The organism is Streptomyces sp. NPDC102279 (assembly GCF_044766365.1).
Classification (GTDB): Bacteria; Actinomycetota; Actinomycetes; order Streptomycetales; family Streptomycetaceae; genus Streptomyces.
Genome location: NZ_JBIWLU010000011.1, coordinates 1 through 19,719 on the forward strand (window position 1 = coordinate 1; position 19,719 = coordinate 19,719).

Annotated in this window: 12 protein-coding genes; 7 read left to right on the plus strand and 5 right to left on the minus strand. The window is 72.3% G+C overall.

Annotated features, from left to right (window positions below; translation table 11 throughout):
• Nucleotides 1-148: 148 nt before the first annotated feature.
• From ACIRQH_RS27175 to ACIRQH_RS27185, 3 genes are all read right to left on the minus strand, one after another.
• Complete coding sequence (locus tag ACIRQH_RS27175; protein ID WP_358819713.1) at nucleotides 149-394, minus strand: hypothetical protein; 246 nt, start codon at nucleotides 392-394, stop codon at nucleotides 149-151.
• 23 nt (nucleotides 395-417) lie between these two features.
• Nucleotides 418-1,023 carry a hypothetical protein gene (locus ACIRQH_RS27180; RefSeq protein WP_388869181.1) on the minus strand — a complete coding sequence of 202 codons (606 nt, stop codon included), beginning with the start codon at nucleotides 1,021-1,023 and terminating at the stop codon, nucleotides 418-420.
• 154 nt (nucleotides 1,024-1,177) lie between these two features.
• Complete coding sequence (locus ACIRQH_RS27185; RefSeq protein WP_388869184.1) at nucleotides 1,178-2,386, minus strand: nucleotide sugar dehydrogenase; 1,209 nt, start codon at nucleotides 2,384-2,386, stop codon at nucleotides 1,178-1,180.
• 268 nt (nucleotides 2,387-2,654) lie between these two features.
• Between ACIRQH_RS27185 and ACIRQH_RS27190 the strand changes: the two genes are divergently transcribed.
• Nucleotides 2,655-4,361: a glycerol-3-phosphate dehydrogenase/oxidase gene (locus ACIRQH_RS27190; protein ID WP_358819716.1), complete on the plus strand. Its 1,707-nt coding sequence runs from the start codon at nucleotides 2,655-2,657 to the stop codon at nucleotides 4,359-4,361.
• Between the two features lie 141 nt (nucleotides 4,362-4,502).
• Here ACIRQH_RS27190 and ACIRQH_RS27195 read toward each other — a convergent pair whose 3' ends face one another.
• A complete protein-coding gene (locus ACIRQH_RS27195) occupies nucleotides 4,503-5,579 on the minus strand; it encodes a serine hydrolase domain-containing protein (RefSeq protein WP_388869187.1) in 1,077 nt (358 codons plus the stop codon).
• A 251-nt stretch (nucleotides 5,580-5,830) separates the two neighbouring features.
• On the opposite strand from ACIRQH_RS27195, the gene ACIRQH_RS27200 reads away from it, so the two are divergent.
• The 3 genes from ACIRQH_RS27200 (at nucleotide 5,831) to ACIRQH_RS27210 (ending at nucleotide 13,252) form a co-directional block, all read left to right on the plus strand.
• Nucleotides 5,831-8,023: a serine/threonine-protein kinase gene (locus ACIRQH_RS27200; RefSeq protein WP_404227557.1), complete on the plus strand. Its 2,193-nt coding sequence runs from the start codon at nucleotides 5,831-5,833 to the stop codon at nucleotides 8,021-8,023.
• Between the two features lie 170 nt (nucleotides 8,024-8,193).
• Nucleotides 8,194-11,433, plus strand: a complete 3,240-nt coding sequence (locus tag ACIRQH_RS27205) for a protein kinase (protein WP_404227233.1) — start codon at nucleotides 8,194-8,196, stop codon at nucleotides 11,431-11,433.
• Nucleotides 11,434-11,641: 208 nt separating this feature from the next.
• Nucleotides 11,642-13,252 carry a serine/threonine-protein kinase gene (locus ACIRQH_RS27210; RefSeq protein ID WP_388869640.1) on the plus strand — a complete coding sequence of 537 codons (1,611 nt, stop codon included), beginning with the start codon at nucleotides 11,642-11,644 and terminating at the stop codon, nucleotides 13,250-13,252.
• A 236-nt stretch (nucleotides 13,253-13,488) separates the two neighbouring features.
• Here ACIRQH_RS27210 and ACIRQH_RS27215 read toward each other — a convergent pair whose 3' ends face one another.
• The gene (locus ACIRQH_RS27215) at nucleotides 13,489-13,902 is read right to left on the minus strand and encodes a hypothetical protein (RefSeq protein ID WP_358819720.1); all 414 of its coding nucleotides are present in this window, start codon (nucleotides 13,900-13,902) and stop codon (nucleotides 13,489-13,491) included.
• A 336-nt stretch (nucleotides 13,903-14,238) separates the two neighbouring features.
• Here ACIRQH_RS27215 and ACIRQH_RS27220 point away from each other — a divergent pair, with 336 nt between their 5' ends.
• The 3 genes from ACIRQH_RS27220 to ACIRQH_RS27230 all read left to right on the plus strand — a co-directional run bounded on the left by ACIRQH_RS27220 (nucleotide 14,239) and on the right by ACIRQH_RS27230 (nucleotide 19,702).
• The gene (locus ACIRQH_RS27220; protein WP_404227236.1) at nucleotides 14,239-15,882 is read left to right on the plus strand and encodes a serine/threonine-protein kinase; all 1,644 of its coding nucleotides are present in this window, start codon (nucleotides 14,239-14,241) and stop codon (nucleotides 15,880-15,882) included.
• A gap of 141 nt (nucleotides 15,883-16,023) precedes the next feature.
• A complete protein-coding gene (locus ACIRQH_RS27225) occupies nucleotides 16,024-17,736 on the plus strand; it encodes a serine/threonine-protein kinase (protein ID WP_404227237.1) in 1,713 nt (570 codons plus the stop codon).
• Nucleotides 17,737-17,887: 151 nt separating this feature from the next.
• Nucleotides 17,888-19,702, plus strand: a complete 1,815-nt coding sequence (locus tag ACIRQH_RS27230) for a succinic semialdehyde dehydrogenase (protein ID WP_388869199.1) — start codon at nucleotides 17,888-17,890, stop codon at nucleotides 19,700-19,702.
• Nucleotides 19,703-19,719 lie beyond the last annotated feature (17 nt).

The window sequence follows — 19,719 nt, forward strand, 5'->3', positions numbered from 1 at the left end:
GTTCCCGCGAGCCAAAGGTGTCCCCGGGCGGCGTGGTGCGGGTGGCGGCCGCGCCGCACCCGCGTTAGTTGTGACGACTCCCCGCGGTTTGTGATACGGCCCCCCCCCCGGGCGGGGGGGGGGGCCCTTCTCGTGTCCGCGGAGTCCGTCAGCCGCTGGTCAGCAGTTCGGCGACGCTCGCCAGGATCAGGACGATGCCGCCGAGGCCGACGGCCGCCCCGAACGTCCGGAAGCCGGATGCGGTGACCCATCCGACCGGCTCCGAGAGGTCGCCGGTCGACGCGGCACGCAGGTCGTGGCCGCGCTGCTGGGAGGCTTCCATCGCTGTAGCGGAACCCCGCACGTTGAAGGCGACCCAGCACCCGGCCACCGCCGCCGGCAGGCCGAACGCCATCAGGAACACGTAGCTGGGCAGCCTCAGAGCCCGGCCTTGCGCGTGCTCCGGAACGCAACGTAGGCGGCGATCGCGAAGAAGACGAAGGTCAGCGGGTCGGCCTCGGCCTTCCAGGCCTGCTGGACCACGTCGAAGTGGTCGAAGAAGACCTCGTTGAAGCCGACACCGAGCTGCTTCGCGCCCATCATGGCCTCGCCGATCAACTGGCCGAGGTAGATCGCGGCGACCGAGACGATGACGCTGAGGACCGGCAGGGTCTGGTTGCGGCCTCCGAGGCGGCCCGCGGCGATGCCGACCAGGAAGCCGACGCCGACCGCGGCGTAGCCGATCTCGTGCTTGGTGGCGCCGATGATGAGGCCGTACAGGATCGCGGAGATCACGCCGGCGCCGAGGGCGGCGACGACGCCGAGCACCAGGTTGTTGCGCACCGGCGCGGCCGGGGCGACGGGTGCGACCGGGAAGCCCGGCTGGGGCGCGCCCTGCGGGCCGGCCTGCTGCGGGAAGCCCTGCTGCGGCGCGGTCGGCTGGGCGGGCTGACCCGCGTACGGGTTGTTCTCGACCGGTGCGGCGGGCTGACCGGTGTACGGATTGTCGACCGGCGGACCGGGCGGCGGCGTGGTCTGGCTCATGTGGGATCCCCCCAGGGATGTGGGCACACCTGTGTGGCGCGCGAGAAGCGTTCGCGCACACGTGCGGGACGCCCGGGACGCGGGCGCACTTGTGTGCGAGAGCTGCCGCAGATTAGCAGGCGGGAGTGACAGTCCGTGAGGGGAATTTCCGGGGTCAGAGCCGGTGTGCCGCGCCGGTCGGGGTCGCTCCCCTTGTGTCCAGGAGGAGTTGGGCCTTCACGGACAGTCCTTGCAGGTCGTACGTGCGGTGTTGCTGCAGCAGGATCGTCAGGTCGGCGTCGGCCGCGGCTTCGTAGAGGGAGTCCGCGCGGGGTACGGGCCGGCCGAGCACGCTCCAGGCCGGGACGTGCGGGTCGTGGTAGCTGACGGACGCGCCGAGTTCCATCAGGCGTACGGCGATCTCGTGGGCGGGGGCGCCCTGTTGGTCGGCGACGTCGGCCTTGTAGGTGACGCCGAGGAGGAGCACGCGCGCGGCGCGGGCGGACTTGCCGTGCTCGTTGAGCAGGGTCGCGGCGCGCTGGATGACGTACTGGGGCATGTGGCTGTTGACCTGCTGGGCCAGCTCGACCATCCGCAGGGGGCGGCCCGAGTGTCCTGCGAGGTCCTGGGGGATCCCGTGGCCGCCGACGCCGGGGCCGGGCCGGAACGCCTGGAAGCCGAACGGCTTGGTCTCCGCGCACCGGATGACGTCCCACAGGTCGACGCCGAGGTCGTTGCAGAGCACCGCCATCTCGTTGACGAGGGCGATGTTCACGTGCCGGAAGTTGGTCTCCAGGACCTGCACGGTCTCCGCCTCGCGCGGGCCACGCGCGCGTACGACCTTGTCGGTGAGGCGCCCGTAGAAAGCGGCCGCCGACTCGGTGCACGCGGGCGTGAGGCCGCCGATGACCTTCGGTGTGCCGGCCGGGGTGACGTCGCGGTTGCCGGGATCGACCCGGCTGGGCGAGTACGCGAGGTGGAAATCGCGCCCCGCGCGCAGGCCGGATCCGGATTCGAGGAGCGGGCGGAGGAAGTCCTCCGTGGTCCCGGGGTGCACGGCCGATTCCATGATCACCGTGGTGTGCGGCCGCAGTTGGGCGGCGAGGGTGCGGGCCGCGGTCTCCACCTGGGTGAGGTCGAGGCTGCCGTCGGCGCCCCGGGGGGTCGGCGCGCAGATGACGGCGGTGCGGACGCGGCCCAGCTCGGCCGGGTTCGCGGTCGTCCGGAAGCCTCCCGAGAGCATCCGGCGCAGTTCGGCGGGGGTGAGGGAGCCGCCTTCCGGCCCCGTTTTGTAGCCGACCGTGGAGATGCCGGCGGCGACCGCGGCCTGGGCCAGGGGCAGGCCGAGATGACCGAGTCCGATGACGGCGAGGTCTGCGGGCATGGAGTGGGCCGTCCTTCCCAGTAACCGAAGCGGGACAGGTGCGCAAGCCCTGTGGACAGGATGGGCGAGAGCAATGTCAGACTAGGAGTAAATATGACCGATTTGCGGGATTGTCTGCCCAAGATTCCCTACGAGTCGCCGAGTGTTGTCCACAGGCTGAGGATGGACGGTGGCCGATGAGGGGCAAGACGGTCAGACTTGGGCAGGGGGATGTGAGCCGGGCGTCGCCCGGCAGGTGCGGCCAGCGCGACAACAGCGGGAGGCAGCGGTGAGGACAGCGACACTGGGGCCGGCGGAGCGAGCCGAGTCACTGGCGGGAATGGCCGAGCGGGAGCTGGACGTGCTGGTGGTGGGCGCGGGTGTGGTCGGCGCGGGCACCGCTCTGGACGCCGTGACACGCGGCCTGTCCACCGGCCTGGTCGAGGCGCGTGACTGGGCCTCCGGGACGTCGAGCAGGTCCAGCAAGCTGATCCACGGAGGGCTGCGCTATCTGGAGATGCTCGACTTCGCGCTGGTGCGTGAGGCGCTGAAGGAGCGCGGCCTGCTGCTCGAACGGCTGGCGCCGCACCTCGTGAAGCCCGTCGCGTTCCTGTACCCCCTGCAGCACAAGGGCTGGGAGCGCCTGTACGCGGGCTCCGGCGTCGCGCTCTACGACGCGATGTCGATGGCCCGCGGCCACGGACGCGGACTGCCCACCCACCGCCACCTCTCCCGCGGCCGCGCCCTGCGCGTCGCCCCGGCCCTGAAGAAGGACGCCCTGGTCGGCGCCCTCCAGTACTACGACGCCCAGATGGACGACGCCCGCTATGTGGCGACCCTGGTGCGCACGGCCGCGGCGTACGGCGCGAAGGTCGCCAACCGCGCCCGGGTCACCGGATTCCTCCGCGAGGGCGAGCGGGTCGTCGGCGCCCGGGTGCGCGACGTCGAGGGCGGCGGCGAGTACGAGATCCGCGCCAAGCAGATCGTCAACGCCACGGGCGTGTGGACCGACGACACCCAGGCGATGGTGGGGGAGCGCGGCCAGTTCCACGTCCGCGCGTCCAAGGGCATCCACCTGGTCGTGCCGAAGGACCGGATCAACTCCTCGACGGGACTGATCCTGCGCACCGAGAAGTCCGTGCTCTTCGTGATCCCGTGGGGCCGCCACTGGATCATCGGCACCACCGACACCGACTGGGACCTCGACAAGGCGCACCCGGCGGCCTCCAGCGCGGACATCGACTACCTGCTGGAACACGTGAACTCGGTGCTCTCGGTCCCCCTCACCCGCGACGACGTCGAAGGGGTGTACGCGGGCCTCCGGCCGCTGCTGGCCGGGGAGTCCGACGCCACCAGCAAGCTGTCGCGCGAGCACACCGTGGCCCACCCGGTGCCGGGACTCGTCGTCGTGGCGGGCGGCAAGTACACGACGTACCGCGTGATGGCCAAGGACGCCGTGGACGAGGCGGTGCACGGGCTCGACCAGCGTGTCGCCGAATGCGTCACCGAGGAGACGCCGTTGGTGGGCGCCGAGGGCTACCACGCGCTGTGGAACGCGCGAGCGCGGATCGCGGCCCGCACCGGCCTCCATGTGGTGCGCGTCGAACACCTGTTGAACCGGTACGGATCGCTCGCCGAGGAACTCCTCGACCTCATCGTGGAGGACCCGACGCTCGGCGAACCGCTGCCGGCCGCCGAGGACTACCTCCGGGCCGAGATCGTCTACGCCGCCTCGCACGAGGGCGCCCGTCACCTCGACGACGTGCTGACCCGGCGCACCCGCATCTCCATCGAGACGTTCGACCGCGGTACCCGCAGCGCCCGCGAGGCCGCCGAGCTGATGGCGCCGGTCCTCGGCTGGGACAAGGACCAGATCGAGCGCGAGGTCGAGCACTACCAGAAGCGCGTCGAGGCCGAGCGGGAGTCCCAGCGCCAGCCGGACGACCTGACGGCGGACGCGGCGCGGCTGGGAGCGCCGGAGATCGTGTCGTTCTGACCGGAGTTGGACACGGGTGAGGGGTGGCCGCCGACGGAGCCGCCCCTCACCCGTGTTCGCACGGTCGCTGCCCGCCGGTTCCCGCAGCTGTCACTCGAAAGTGTGCCGTGAGCTGGGATCTTTGCCCGCGGGCCGGCCGTTCTACGGGGTGCGGGGACAGAACTCGGCGGCGAGCACGGCCGGTTCGAGTGCCGGGTCCGTGACCCCGCCCGTGTTCACCCGGAAGGTGAGGACACGACGACCGCCGACGGTGGCCGCGCTGCGCACGTAGCTGCCGGAGATGCGGCCGTTGTGTCCCCACACCGTGGTCCCGCACGGCAGTTTCACCGGGAACAGCCCCATGCCGTACGCGCCGTGTGCGGCACGGGTGTCGAGCATCTCGCGCAGCCAGTGCGAGGGCAGCAGCCCGCCTCCGAGCAGTGCCGCGTAGAAGCGGTCGAGGTCGGCGAGCGTGGTCACCAGCTCACCCGCCGCGCCGGCCACGCGCGGGTCGAGCTCGGTGACGTCGGAGCCGTCCGCGGTGTACGCGCGGCCGTGCGGCAGGGGAAGGGAGACGCGGGCACCCGGGAAGGAGGTGCCGGTCAGACGGAGGGGAGTGATGATGCGGTGCTCGGCCTCGGCGGCGTACGAGCGGCCGGTGACCTGCTCGACGACCATGCCGAGCACGACGTAGTCGGTGTTCGAGTAGACGAAGCGGCCACGGCCGGTGGAGGGATGGGTGAGTGCGACGCGTACGGCCTGAAGCGCTGTCAGGGGGACCGTGCCCCCGGTGTCCGAGGTGAAGTCGTGGAGGCCGCTGGTGTGGCGGAGCAGGGAGCGCAGGGTGATGCGGCGGCCGTCGTTGCCCGCGCCGCGCACCAGACCCGGCAGATGGTCGTCCACGGAGTCGGACAGGGACAAGCGGTGTTCGGCGGCGAGTTGCAGGACCACCGTCGCGACGAACGTCTTCGTGATGCTTCCCGCGCGGAAGTGGTCGGCGCGGGCGATGCCGTCACCCGCGCTCGCGAAGCGTGAACCCGGTCCCTCGTCGGCGAGCAGCGCGGCGGCCGGAGCGCCGCCGCGGGTCACCAGGCGGGCGAGCGCGGTGTCCGAGGCCGGGGTGACGGGGCCCTGCGAGGAGGCGAGGACCGGTTCCAGCAGGCCGGTTTGGGCCATGCCGAGGAGGGCCAGGGAAACGGGTATCGCCAGGAGTGTCCGAGGTGTCCGGGGTTGCGGCATCGGCGGGGACCTCCTTGTCGCGGCCCATCATGGGGGACGTTTCTGTGCGGGAGGCCAGGTGGGGCGCGTGTGCGGGACTCCGGGGGCCGGACGGTCGCCCTGGGCGGGGTGCGACCGCTGTGAGGGCGTCGGCGGGGGCCGGACGTCTCACTGGCTGACCTGTTGCGGTTCCAGGGGCCCCCAGGGCGTCGGGCACTTGTCGGGTGAGGGACAATGAAGGCTCTGTCAGGGCGGGTTGCATGAGGGGACGCATGTCGGAGGCGGAGCGGGCGGGAGCATCCCGTCAGGACAAGAGCGAACGTCTCCTCGCCGGGCGGTACCGGCTGGGGGATGTTCTCGGCCGCGGCGGCATGGGCACGGTGTGGCGCGCGCAGGACGAGACCCTGGGCCGCACGGTCGCCGTGAAGGAGCTGCGGTTCCCGTCGAGCATCGACGACGAGGAGAAGCGCCGGCTCATCACGCGCACGCTGCGGGAGGCCAAGGCGATCGCGCGGATCCGGAACACCGGCGCGGTCACCGTCTTCGACGTGGTCGACGAGGACAACCGGCCCTGGATCGTCATGGAGCTCATCGAGGGCAAGTCCCTCGCCGAGGCCATCCGTGAGGACGGCGTGCTCACGCCGAAGCGCGCCGCCGAGGTGGCCCTCGCCATCCTCGACGTGCTGCGCGCGGCGCACCGGCAGGGCATCCTGCACCGGGACGTGAAGCCGTCGAACGTGCTGATGTCCGACGACGGCCGGGTCGTGCTCACCGACTTCGGTATCGCGCAGGTGGAGGGCGACCCGTCCATCACCTCGACCGGCATGCTCGTCGGAGCGCCCTCCTACATCTCGCCCGAGCGAGCGCGCGGTCACAAGCCGGGCCCCGCGGCCGACCTGTGGTCGCTGGGCGGACTGTTGTACGCGTCGGTGGAAGGCGTGCCGCCGTACGACAAGGGTTCCGCGATCGCGACGCTCACCGCCGTGATGACGGAGCCGGTGGAGCAGCCGAAGAACGCGGGCCCGCTGGAGAGCGTGATCTACGGTCTGCTCGCCAAGGACCCCGAGCAGCGGCTCGACGACGCGGGCGCCCGCGCCCTGCTGAACGAGGTGCTGCGCGAGCCCGAGCCGAAGGCCGCCGAGCCGGAGCCGATGGACGCGACGAAGGTCGTGACCCTGCCGCCGCTTCCCGAGCAGGGCTCGGGCCGGCGGAGTTCGGGCAGCGGTACGGATTCCGGAGCACGGAAGGGCGAGGAGCCGTCCGAGCGGTTGCGCGGAGCGCTGCGTTCGGTGCGCAAGGCCGCGTCGGCAGCCGGGGCGGCCACAGCCGCGGCGACGACGCGTGCGAAGTCCACGGGCGGGTCCGCGGAGACCCCCGGCGCGCGCGACGCGTCCGCGACGGCCGACCCCGACAAGAGCAAGGGCAAGGGTAAGAGCACGGGCGCCGCGTCCGGTACGGCTGCGGCCGCTGACACCTCCGTGGCGTCCCCGTCCGCGGGACTGTCCGGGCCCGCGGCGTCGGACAAGGCCGAGGACACCGGTCGTGACGGTTCGTCGGTGAACTCCAGTTCGGCCGGGGACGCCGGGGCGGCGGGTGCCGCCGGTACGCGCGCCACCGCCGGATCCGGTTGGCCGGTTGCCCCCGAGCGGCCGCCGCGTCCGGTGCCGAGGGCGCCGCTGACGGACGTCGTGCCGCGGCGCACGCTGGTGATCATCGCCGTGGTCGTGGCGCTGGCGGTGCTCGGCACCGTGCTGGCCCTCACTCTCGGCGGCGGGGACGGCAGCGGCACGAAGGACAACAATGGCGGCGCCAAGCCGGCCGCGTCCAGCGGAGCGAGCGCCGGCAGCGACAAGGGCGACGACACGAAGAGCGACGACAAGGACGACAAGGGCGCCGAGCACTCCGGCAGCGGTGACACCTCGGGCTCCGGCTCGGACTCCGGCTCGGGCTCGAAGGAGTCCTCGGGCACCACGTCGGATCCGAGCGCCGGCGCGTCGGACGGTTCGGGCGGCGACGGCAAGGCGTCGGGATCCACCGCGGAGTCGACGTACAGGAGCAGCCAAGGGTTCTCGATAGGGCTGCCGAAGGGCTGGAAGTACCAGTCGGCGGACTCTGCCGGGGCGCGGTTCTCCGGGCCCGACGGACAGAAGCTCCTCGTCGGCTGGACGACGACGCCCAAGGACGACCCGGTCGCGGACTGGCGCAACCAGGAGCGCTACATGACGCGCTCCCAGTACACCCGCCTGCGCATAGAGAAGGTGGACTACCGCGGCTGGAACGCGGCCGACTGGGAGTTCACCTACGTGGACGGCGGCACCAAGTACCGGTCGATAGACCGAGGGTTCGTTGTGAACGCGCATCAGGGGTACGCGTTGATGTACACGGCGAAGGCCTCCGCCTGGGACAGCACTCTGCGCAAGGAGACGTGGAAGACGCTGAGCCAGACGTTCCAGCCGAAGTCGTGACGTACCGCTCGCCGAGGTGACGTTCCGCCACGGATGGACGGCCTGAGATCTCGCATCACCGCTCTGCGGGTTGCCTCGGGCACGTATCGTGAGTGGTTGCGGACCGTACGAAGCCGTAACGGGACGCAGGGCGAACGGAATTGACCGACCGGTCGGCTGGGGGAGGCATCGTGGACGAATACGCGGGACGAGTACTCGCGGACCGTTACCGCCTGCCACTGCCGCCGTCCGACGAGTACGAACTCGCCGAGAGCCGGGCCTTCGACACGTACAGCGGGCAGGAAGTCCTGGTGCGGCAGGTGCCGTTGCCGGAGGTCGTCGAGGCCGAGATGCTCGACGCGGACGGCCTGCCCGAGGGCTTCGTCGCGCGGGACGGCGGAGCCCGGCGGGCGTCCGCGCGCACCACGCGCCGGCCCGCCGAACCGGCCGTGCGGCGTGCGATCGAGGCCGCCCAGGCCGCCGCGCAGATCCCCGACCACCCCCGGCTCGACCAGGTCTTCGACGTCTTCGCCGAGGGCGGGTCGCTATGGATAGTCAGCGAGTTGGTGCCCGCGAGGTCGTTGGCGGCCCTGCTCGCCGAGAAGCCGCTCAGCCCGTACCGCGCCGCCGAGGTGGCCTCCGACGTCCTGACCGCGCTGCGCGTCCTGCACGCGCACGGCTGGGTGCACCGGAACATCACCGCGCGCACCGTCCTCGTCTGCGACGACGGCCGGGTGTTGCTGACCGGACTCGCGGCGGGCGCCGCCGAGGAGGCGCTGTGCGGGTACGACCCGGTGCCGGTCCGCGAGGACGACCTCGGCGCCGAGCCCGGCTCGCCCGGCTCCGGTCCCGGAGCCGCGACGGGCACCGAGAGCGTCGCACGACGTGGCTTCGCGGGGACCGCGGGACAGCCGGGGCCCGGCGGCCAGGCGGGCCCGGGGGCGCAGCGGGGCGCCGGTGACCGGAGCGGTCCGCGCGGGCACGGTCCCGCGGGCGGCATCGGATTCGGAGGCGGCACCGCGCACGGGGTCGCCGTCGCGGCCACCTCCGGCGCCGACGCGGAAGAAGCACGCCGCGCGGCCATCGAGGCCCGCGCCGAGCAGGGCACGCCCGTACCGGGCCGGCCCGCGCCAGGAGCCCCGGCCGGGGGCCCGCGCGCTCTCGAAGCGGGCGGCCCCGCCCGTCCGGGAGCCCGGCGGACAGGGCCCGGCGGACCGGCCGAGCCGTCGGAGGAGGGCGGTCGAGCGGACGGTCCCGGAGGCGACGTCCGTGCGGCGCGCGCCGGAGCCATCGCCGCGTACCGCGCCGGAGCGCGTGCCGCCGCCCGCGTGCAGGAGGAACAGCGGGGCGACCCGCTCGCCCTTCCGGCACCCCGGCCCGAGGCCGACGGCGAGCGGACCGGAGAGACCGAGCCGCACGGGCAGCACCCGCAGCAGGGTCAGTACGGGCAACCCCTTCAGCAGGGGCAGTTCGGCGCCGCGGCCCCGTCGCAGCAGGGCCAGGGGTACGACCCGTCGGTGAACCCCCGGCAGGCCCAGGCGTACGGCCACTCGGCCGATCCGCAGCAGACTCAGGCGTACGGCGTGCCCCAACTGCCCGCCCAGGCCGGGCAGCAGCGTCCGCCCACCGCGCCCCCCGGCCAGATAGCCGACCCGTACGGGGTCGGCGGTGCCGGCTGGCACGGCGCGCAGCCGCGCTCCGCGCGAGTCGGCGGAGGCAACGGCGGGGACGGCGGTCAGGGACGTCCCACGCCGCCCGGTGGAACGGCCGGCAGGCCGGACCCGGGGGCCACGGGGTACGGCAACCCCACGCTGGGGCCGGCGCAGCAGCCCTCCGCGACGGAGTACGGCGGCCGTCCCGGCATGCCCGGGTCCGCGGGTGCCCCCGACAGCGGCCTGACGCCCGGCAACCGGGTTCCCGAGGGCTGGATTCCTGACGACAGCCACGGACCCGGCGGCCTCCGCGCCGCTCAAGTCCCCGGTCAGCAGCGCGGTTTCATCGACTCCGCGCACACCCGGGTGCCCGGCGCCTCCCCGGCCGCGCCGGTCCCGGATCACACCCGCGCCCCCGGAGCCCCCCAGCTCATCGTCCCCGCCTCGCACAGCACGCAGGGTGCGAGCGGTGGTTGGGGTGAGCTGGTCGCCGGTGCGCCGCCGCGCCGCGGCCCGGCCACCGCGCTCGCCGCCGAGCGGGCACGGCAGGCACGGATGGCCGTGGTCGGGTCGGTCACCGAGCGCTGGGCACCGGAGCAGGCAGGTCCCGTCCACGAGAACTGGCAGCTGGCGGCCCCCATCGGACCCGCGACCGACCTGTGGGCGCTGGGCGCCCTGCTCTTCCGGGCCGTACAGGGCCACGCGCCCTACCCGGAGGAGAACACGGCCGAACTGGTCCAGCTGGTGTGCGCGGAGCCGCCCGCCTTCGCCGAGGAATGCGGCCCGCTGCGTCCCGTCGTCGAGTCGCTGCTGCGTCAGGACCCCACCGAGCGGCTGGACTTCGAGGAGCTGCGCGGCTGGCTGCGGTCGCTGGTCCGCTCCGCGCCGGAGCCCGAGGCCGGGGCACATGTGGTGGCAGCGCCGCCGGTCGACCCGAGCCGGCTGCCGATCGTCCGGCGCCGGGGCGAGCTGGTCCGCAGGCGCCGCGCCGGACTGCCCGCGACCAGCCCGCACGCCCGGCACAAGCGCGCCAAGCGGGAGGGCTCCGGCAAGCCCCGGAGCCTGGGGCGCAACCTCGTCCTCCTGGTACTGCTCCTGCTGGTCGCGGCGGTCGCGTACGCGATGGTCTACATGCCCAAGTCCGGTGAGGACGGCACGGACGATCAGGGCACCGGAGCCGTCGGGCAGGTCAGTCCCGCCCCCGACACCAGTGGCACCGACGCGAGCAGCGAGCCGCGGCCCGACCAGACCTCGCCGACGCCCGGCAAGAGCCCCTCAGGGAAGGCGAGTTCGACCTCCGGGGGCAGTACGGGCGATCCCGATGTCGCGCAGGGCTTCACGCTCCGCAAGGACCCCGCGGGATTCCGGGTCGCCGTGGCGAGTGGCTGGGACCGTACGCCGAAGAACGGACGCGGCCAGGTCGTCTACTCCCACGGGGACTTCGAGCTGATCGTCGTTCCCGGCCGGGACGGCACGAGTACCTTCGGCAGCGACCCGATGACGTACCAGCGCGAGAGCGAGAAGGAGTTGCAGCCCTTCCGCGACTCGACGTGGGCCACGTCCAGCGGGATGCGGCGCATCGACGTGGGCGGCCGGGTGATGGCCGAGGGCCAGTTCACCTGGCAGGACTCGGCGGGGCGGTCGCTCTACGTACGCAATCTCGCGATCATCGTCGGCGGGCACTACCACGTGGTGCAGCTGCGCGGCCCGGAGGCCGAACGCGACGAGGTGACACGGCTGTACGAGCAGGCCGCCGACACCTACCAAGTCACGGGCTGAGCAGGCCCTCTGACCATCCGGCACGGTTTCGTGCCGCGTGAGGCCGCGTTCAGGCAGCTGAGGACGGCTGAACACCGAACGGTTCCCTCCCGTACACGGAAGGGAGAACCGTCACAGTGCTGTCTCCGTACGACCCCGCTTGTTCCCTGTGCGGTGACCGATCTTTAGTCTGACCCTGTCAAGACCATTGCGGGGAAACGTGAATCAGATGCAGGGCCTGCTCCTTGCGGGCCGCTACCGGCTTGTGGACGCCATCGGCAGCGGTGGCATGGGCCGGGTGTGGCGTGCGCACGATGAGGTGCTGCACCGCACGGTCGCGGTCAAAGAGCTGACCGCCGCGCTGTACGCCGCCGAGGGCGACCGTGCCCGGCTGCTCGCCCGTACGCATGCCGAGGCGCGGGCCGCGGCCCGGATCAACCACTCGGCCGTCGTCACCATCCACGACGTGCTGGATCACGACAACCGGCCCTGGATCGTCATGGAGCTGGTCGAGGGCAACTCGCTGGCCGACGAGGTCAAGGACCGGGGCCGGATCGAACCGGCCGAGGCGGCGCGGATCGGGCTGTGGGTGCTGCGCGCGCTGCGCGCCGCGCACGCGGCCGGCGTGCTGCACCGTGACGTGAAGCCGGGCAACGTCCTGCTGTCGCCCGACCGGCGTGTGCTGCTCACCGACTTCGGGATCGCGCAGGTCGAGGGGGACACGACCATCACGCGCACCGGCGAGATCGTCGGGTCCGTCGACTACCTCGCGCCCGAACGGGTACGCGGCCACGATCCCGGCCCGTCCTCCGACCTGTGGGCCCTCGGGGCCACGCTGTACACGGCGGTGGAGGGACGCTCGCCGTTCCGCCGCACCTCACCGCTGACCACGATGCAGGCGGTCGTCGAGGAAGAACCCGCCGAACCGGCCAACGCGGGTGCGCTGGGGCCCGTCCTCGCCGCGCTACTGCGCAAGCATCCGGCCGAGCGGCCTAGCGCGGCGCAGGCCGAGCAGATGCTTACCGAGGTGGCGGCGGGACGACCGTCGAGTGCGGCGGAGCCGTATGTGCCTACGGAGCAGGGGGGGTACGACCCCACGGAGACGGGGACCGGAACCGGTACCCGCGCGCAGACGGCCCCCTCCACGCCGTATCCGCCGGTGACGAGTGGGGCTGTGCCCGCGCTGCCGAAGCGGCACCGCCTGCGTACGTTCGCTCTGGTTGTCGCCCTCGCGGCGATCGTCGGCGGGGGTGTCGCGGTCGCGCTGCAGCAGTTCGGCACGGGCAGCCCTGGCGACTCCGCCTCTGTATCGCCGAGTCCGAGTGCCAGTTCCACGCCGACCGACCAGGGCGGCCCGGGGGCAGTTCCCGCCGGTTGGGAGCGGCGCAAGGACCCGGTGGGTTTCAGTATCTCCCTGCCCAAAGGGTGGCAGCGGTCGGTCTCCATCGACCAGGACGGCCTCCGGCAGGTCGACTACTCGCCCGACAAGGGCAAGCACCTCGTGCGCGTCGCCGTCGACACCGCGCCGGACTTCCCGACCTCGTACGAGCACATGCGTAACCTGGACCAGCGGATCTCACGGCGGCTGCAGGACTACGAGCAGCTGAGTCTCAAGCAGGAGGTCTTCCGCGACCTGCCGGGTGTCCGCTGGGAGTACACGTTCAACGCGCTGGCCAAGGACGCGCCGCACTACTTTCCGGGGCCCTACCGCGCGATCGACGTCGGGTACATGGAGGCTGACGGCACCGAGTACGCCATCTACGCTGCCTCGCCGGCCGACGACTGGGCCACCACCCGAAAGCAGTTCGACTCGATCCTGCGGGGCTTCCAGGAGGGGTGATCGGAGGAGACGGAAGGTTCCGCTGTCACCGTGGTCGTATTCATCGGCCCGGGGCGGGTGTCGGGTAAAGCCGTCGTGCAACGCCCGCGGGCCCGGCTTCGGCAAAGGGCGCCGGCCGGGCCTCTGCGGAAGGGCCTTCCCATCGCCCGAACGCCGGGCAGATGCGGGCGTTGCTGGAGGCGGCCGCTCATCCGCCTGCTCCGGCCGAGGCTCAGCCCGTGCGGGCCGCAGGGAACTCAGGCATAGTCCGTGCAAATACGGACCACCGTACCCCCTTCAATGACCGCCACCTGTGCGCCGATGTAGTCGAGATCATCGCCGGTGGGTGACGCGTACGTCGCGAAGGAGGCTGTCGTTCCGTTTCCGTCGAATTCGGAATGCCAGGCCCACTCTGTTACGTATCCGACGCCTTCGTCTATGGAAACGAGCCGAATGGACACATGGTGACCGTCGGCAGCGGTGTCCTTGACCCAACCCTTGATGTCCACATGGTGAGCTGTCCAGTTGGTGAACGTGAGGCTCCCGGAGGCTCCCGTCACCGAGCACGCGGCTCCGCCACTCGCCGCGCTGGCATTGGTCACTGTGGTCATGGCGAATATCGCCACCGCTGCGACGCTCGTGACGGAAAGGCGTTTCAATATGTTTCCCATAAGGGAAAGGTAAGGCTTCCATGATTCACATGACAGCATGATTTCGGTCGCCCGTATTGCCCGGTATGGGTTATATTCCTTGGCGGTTTTCGATGCCTTGTAGCCCTTCCTGAACAGATTGTGGCCGAAAATGATCGCCTCTTGAGTGTCAGGCTTACCCTGGTCGCGCAGCCGACGAATTGGCCGAACTCACCGGTTCCTGGGGGCCGTCGCGCGCCCCTGGGGCGTCGTTGCCGAGACGCTTGCTCTCGGGAATCCGTGGACCAGGAGTCCGGCGGCACACTTGGCCGGTCGCTGCCACGGAAGGCGTCAGTCCGTTGGTGCATCATGGGGCCCATGGGGACCGAGGGGGAGAACGTCCGTTTGATCGCGGGCCGTTACCGGCTGGAGGCGAGAATCGGCCGGGGCGGCATGGGCGTCGTCTGGCGTGCCACCGACCAACTGCTCGGCCGTCAGGTCGCCGTGAAGGAACTCGTCCTCGACGACTCGCTCTCCGCCGAGGAGACCCGCCTCCAGCGTGACCGCACCCTGCGCGAGGCGCGCGCCGTGGCCCAGCTGCACCATCCGCACATCATCGTCGTGCACGACGTCGTCGTGGACGACGAACGACCGTACATCGTCATGGAGTTGATCGACGGCGGCTCGCTCGCCGAGCGGATCTCGGCGCGCGGCCCGGTCGACGCCCGTGAGGCCGCCCGGATCGGCATCGACCTGCTCGGGGCCCTGCGCCGCGCGCACGAGGCCGGTGTCCTGCACCGGGACCTCAAGCCCGCCAACGTCCTCGTCGAGGCCGGCACCGACCGTGTCGTCCTCACCGACTTCGGGATCGCCCAGGTCGCGGGCGCGACGACGCTCACCGAGAGCGGCGCGTTCGTCGGCTCACCGGAGTACACCGCGCCCGAGCGGATGTCCGGGGCCAGGACCGGGCCCGAGTCCGACCTGTGGTCGCTCGGCGCGCTGCTGTGCACGCTGCTGAGCGGCGCGTCCCCCTTCCGCCGTGACTCGCTGGGCGGCATCCTGCACGCGGTCGTCGTCGACGAGATCCGCCCCCCGGCCCAGGCCACACCCCTGCTGCCCGTCGTGCGGGGCCTGTTGGAGCGCGACCCCGAGCGGCGGATCGACACGGCCGAGGCGGAGCGGCTGCTGCGCGCCTTCCGGGACACCGGCCGCACCCCGCGGTGGTCCGCCCCGTACACGCCCACCCGGCGGGACAATCCGCTGCACCGGCCCGCGCCCAGGCCGTCGCCTCCTTCCGGCACGACGGACGAGCGCCCGCCCAAGCAGTCCGCGCGAGGTCTGCTGGTCGCCGCCGCGCTGGTCGCCGCGATGGCCGGGGCGGGGGTGTCGGCGGCCGCCCTGCTGATGCACGACGGCGGTGACGGAAACGGCCCGCCGCCCTCGTCGAGCGCGCCGGTCAGCACGTCACGCACTCCCGGCAGCGGTCCCTCGGCGTCCGGCACCCACCCGGCGTCGCCCGCCAGTGCCGCCCCCACGGTCACCCGGCGCGAACCCGCGACCGCCACCGGCTCCCGCCCCGCGCCCCCCTCCGGATACCGCCTGGCATCCGACCCGTACGGCTTCGCGCTCGCCGTGCCCGAGGACTTCACCCGGGACCCCGAGGGGGAGCGGGTCTTCTACATGTCGCCCGGTCAGGTCTTGCGTCTCGGCGTCAAGGTGTCCGAACCCGCGTCGGGCGGCCCGCTCGGCGTGATGCGCCGGGCCGCCGCCACGGGGTCCTCCACCAACCCCGGTTACCGCGACGGCAGGGTCACCCGGACCACGCACGGCGGACACCCCGCCGCCCTCTGGGAGTTCACCTGGAACGGCTTCACCGCGGCCGAGGGCGCCCGGCACACCTACGACCTGTGCTGGGAGGAGGGCGGCCGGATGTACGACGTGTGGGTGTCGGCGCCGGTAGGGCGGCTGACGGAGGCGAAGGAGTACTTCGACGTCGCCGTGGACACCTTCGCCCGCACATGACCGCCTGAACAGACCGCCGTGGTGCTGCAGTTCACCCGTAGGTGCATAAACGGGAGATAAGGGATGGTGCGCGTCACGGGTCTGTGACCGGCGGGCGACAGGGCTGGATGCCGACGGCCCCGCCGCGATAGAGATGGACCCATGAGCGACAACGGGGGAGTCCCTCACGGGGGCGAAGAACCGACGAGTTTCGGTCTGCAACCACCACGGCCCGCCGTGCCGGGACGGCAGGCGGAGGAGCAGGCCGCCGTTCCGTACCCGGGCAATCCGTACGCCACGCCCACCCGGGTCGTCCCGGAGCAGACACAGCCGGAGCAGCAGGCGCGTCCGGCACAGCCCGTGCAGGAACCGGGAGCCGGGCGGCTCATCGCCGGCCGGTACCGGCTGCTGTCCAAGCTCGGCCACGGCGGCATGGGCACGGTGTGGCGGGCCAAGGACGAGACCGTGGACCGCGAGGTCGCCGTCAAGGAGCCGCGCGTCCCGGACCATCTTCCCGAGCGTGAACGCGCCAATGTGTACGAGCGGATGCGGCGCGAGGCGCGCGCGGCGGCGCGGCTCGACCACCCCGCCGTGGTGAACGTCCACGACGTGGCGGTCGTGGACGGCCAGCCCTGGATCGTCATGGAACTGGTGCGGGGCCGCTCGCTCGGCGACGCCCTCCAGGAGGGCACCCTCGGTGTCCGCGAGGCCGCCCGGATCGGCCTGGAGGTCCTCGGCGCGCTGGAGGCGGCGCACGCGGCCGGCATCCTGCACCGGGACGTCAAGCCCGACAACGTGCTCCTCGGCCGGCACGACCGGGTCGTGCTCACCGACTTCGGGATCGCCCAGATCGAGGGCGAGACCAGCCTCACCGACACCGGCGGCTTCGTCGGCTCGCCCGAGTACATCGCCCCGGAACGGGTGCTGGGCCAGCGGCCGGGTCCCGCGTCCGACCTCTGGTCGCTCGGTGTGGTGCTCTACACGGCGACCGAGGGCGTCTCGCCGTTCCGTCGCAGCAACACGCCCGCCACCCTCCAGTCGGTCCTCAACGCCACGCCGGCCGCGCCCGCCTCGGCCGCGGGTCCGCTCGCCGAGGTGATCAACGGCCTGCTCGCCAAGGAACCCTCGCACCGCCCCGGCGCGGACCGGGTCCGGCGCCTCCTGGAGGAGGCCGCGCGGCCTCCGGCGCCCGCGCCGACGCAGGTTGTCACCGTCGCGAGCCCGATGGGCCCGGGGGCCTCCGGCGGTCCGGGCCTCCGGATCGGACGCAGGACGCTGATCGGCCTGGGTGCCGCGGTCGTCGCCGTCGCGGTGGCGGCGTACCTGGTGATCGCCGATCCGTTCGCCGGTCCACTGCCCGACGGGTGGAAGAAGCGTCACGTGACGGATGTCGCCGCGACGCTGGCGGTGCCCGCCGCGTACCAGGAGTCCAAGCCGGACCGGTCCTCGGACAAGGGGCACTGGGTCACGTACACCGACTGGAGCGGCAGCATCTGGATCGGGCTGACCCTGGCCAGGAAGTCCGAGGACGCGAACAAGGAGATCAAGGACTCCGCTGCGGCCGAGATGTACGCCGACAACGGCGACTTCAAGGAGAGCGGCGAGTACAGCCTGAGCATGCCCGAGGGCCCGAAGACGAAGACCGAGGGGGACACGACCTACCGGGGCAGGAAGTCCGCCGAGAACACGTTGACCTACACGACCACCGACAGCCAGAGTCCGCGCCCGCGCGAGCTGCGGCTCTTCTACTACAAGTCGGCGGCCGGCGACATGTACAAGCTCACGGTCAGCTACCCGGGCAAGGGTGACTTCACCGAACGCGGCCGTGAGGTCGCCCGGCAGGCCATCGCGAACCTGGACGTGGACAAGCTGTGAGCGAAAAAAGTGCCGCCCCGGCGCCGGCCGTACTGACAACGCCCTGATCAGCGTGTTTGCTGCCAGTGATCGCTGGCGGTGTGTGAGTGGTCCGTGAAAGGACGTTACCGACGGGTACCCAAAGGGGGCGAGCGGGCATACCCTGCGGCTCATGACGGACTCGCAGGCCGCGGAGCAGGCCACGGAAAAGACCGGCACCGACGAGACGGCCGCCGCCGACGTGGCGGCCGGAGCCGGCGCGCTGCCCGACGCGGATCCGGCCCCCGCCACCGAGGCACCCGACGCGGTGCCGACAGCGGTGGCCGGGACGTCGGACGCCGCCGCGGACCCGGTCGCCGCCACCCCGGCCGCGGACGAGACGGGCGGGAAGACCGCTCCCGTCGGGACCAACCCCCTCGCCCCCGCCCCCTCCGGGGCGCGCACCGCGGCGGATGTCGTGACCCCCGAGCTGGTCGCACAGCTCACCAAGGGAGTCGTCGGGTCCGGGCGGACCGCCAACCACACGCCGTTCACCGGCGAGAAGCTGGCCGACCTGCCCGAGTCCACCCCCGAGGACGTCGAGAAGGCCTTCGAGCGGGCCCGCGCCGCCCAGGTCGCCTGGGGCGCCACCCCGGTCCGGCAGCGCGCCGCCGTCCTGCTGCGCTTCCACGACCTCGTGCTCGCCCGCCAGGCCGAGGTGCTCGACCTCATCCAGCTGGAGACCGGCAAGGCCCGGCTGCACGCGCACGAAGAGGTCCAGGCCGTCGTCGTCGCCGCCCGGCACTACGGCCGCAAGGCGCCCGCTTATCTGCGCCCGAAGCGGCACACCGGCGCCGTCCCCACCCTCACCAAGGTCACCGAACTGCGCCACCCGCGCGGCGTCGTCGGGCAGATCGCGCCCTGGAACTACCCGCTGGAGCTGTCGGTCGGCGACGCGCTGCCCGCCTTCGTCGCGGGCAACGCGGTCGTCATGAAGCCCGACACCGAGACCTGCCTGACCGCCCTGTGGGCGCGCGACCTCCTCATCGAGGCCGGGCTGCCCGCCGAGGTCTTCCAGGTCGTCCTCGGGGACGGGCCCGTCGTCGGACCCGAGGTCGTCCGGCACGCCGACTACGTCTCGTTCACCGGCTCGACCCGCACCGGCCGCGAGGTCGCCCAGGGTGCCGCCGCCCGGCTCATCGGGGTCTCCCTCGAACTCGGCGGCAAGAACGCGATGGTGGTCCTGGAGGACGCCGACATCGACAAGGCCGCCGCGGGCGCCGTCCGCGCCTGCTTCTCCTCGGCCGGCCAACTCTGCATCTCCATCGAGCGGTTGTACGTCCACGAGTCGGTCGCCGACGCGTTCGCGGAGCGGTTCGCCGCCCGCACCCGCGCCATGCGCCTCGGCACCTCCCTCGCCTACGGGGCGGACATGGGGTCGCTGGTCGGCGAGCGTCAGCTGGAGACCGTGACGCGACACGTCGAGGAGGCCGTCGCCAAGGGCGCCACGGTCCTCGCCGGCGGTGTCGCCCGCCCCGACATCGGCCCGTACTTCTTCGAGCCCACCATCCTCGACGGCGTGGAGGCGCCGATGGCCGTCTGCGCCGAGGAGACCTTCGGGCCCGTCGTCTCCCTGTACCGCTTCTCCACCGAGGACGAGGTCGTCGAACTCGCCAACTCCACGCCGTACGGGCTCAACTCGTCCGTCTGGACGAAGGACGGCCGGCGGGGCCGCGCGGTCGCGGCCCGGCTGCGCACCGGCACGGTGAACGTCAACGAGGGGTACGCGCCCGCGTACGGCAGTGTCCAGTCGCCGATGGGCGGCATGAAGGACTCGGGCCTCGGCCGCCGGCACGGCTCCGAGGGCATCCTCAAGTACACCGAGGCACAGACCGTCGCCCAGCAGCGCCTGCTGCCGATGGCCCCGTCCCTCGGCATGGACGACGAGAAGTACGCGGCGTTCATGAGCCGGAGCCTGAAGGTCATGAAGGCGTTCCGGCTGCGGTAACCGGCGGCCTTCCCAAT

What these genes read in the sequence shown, in the direction of transcription:
- ACIRQH_RS27175 (WP_358819713.1), bottom strand. Translation starts at nt 394, where the DNA reads ATGGCGTTCGGCCTGCCGGCGGCGGTGGCCGGGTGCTGGGTCGCCTTC.
- ACIRQH_RS27180 (WP_388869181.1), bottom strand. Translation starts at nt 1,023, where the DNA reads ATGAGCCAGACCACGCCGCCGCCCGGTCCGCCGGTCGACAATCCGTAC.
- ACIRQH_RS27185 (WP_388869184.1), bottom strand. Translation starts at nt 2,386, where the DNA reads ATGCCCGCAGACCTCGCCGTCATCGGACTCGGTCATCTCGGCCTGCCC.
- ACIRQH_RS27195 (WP_388869187.1), bottom strand. Translation starts at nt 5,579, where the DNA reads ATGCCGCAACCCCGGACACCTCGGACACTCCTGGCGATACCCGTTTCC.
- ACIRQH_RS27200 (WP_404227557.1), top strand. Translation starts at nt 5,831, where the DNA reads ATGTCGGAGGCGGAGCGGGCGGGAGCATCCCGTCAGGACAAGAGCGAA.
- ACIRQH_RS27210 (WP_388869640.1), top strand. Translation starts at nt 11,642, where the DNA reads ATGCAGGGCCTGCTCCTTGCGGGCCGCTACCGGCTTGTGGACGCCATC.
- ACIRQH_RS27215 (WP_358819720.1), bottom strand. Translation starts at nt 13,902, where the DNA reads ATGGGAAACATATTGAAACGCCTTTCCGTCACGAGCGTCGCAGCGGTG.
- ACIRQH_RS27220 (WP_404227236.1), top strand. Translation starts at nt 14,239, where the DNA reads ATGGGGACCGAGGGGGAGAACGTCCGTTTGATCGCGGGCCGTTACCGG.
- ACIRQH_RS27225 (WP_404227237.1), top strand. Translation starts at nt 16,024, where the DNA reads ATGAGCGACAACGGGGGAGTCCCTCACGGGGGCGAAGAACCGACGAGT.
- ACIRQH_RS27230 (WP_388869199.1), top strand. Translation starts at nt 17,888, where the DNA reads ATGACGGACTCGCAGGCCGCGGAGCAGGCCACGGAAAAGACCGGCACC.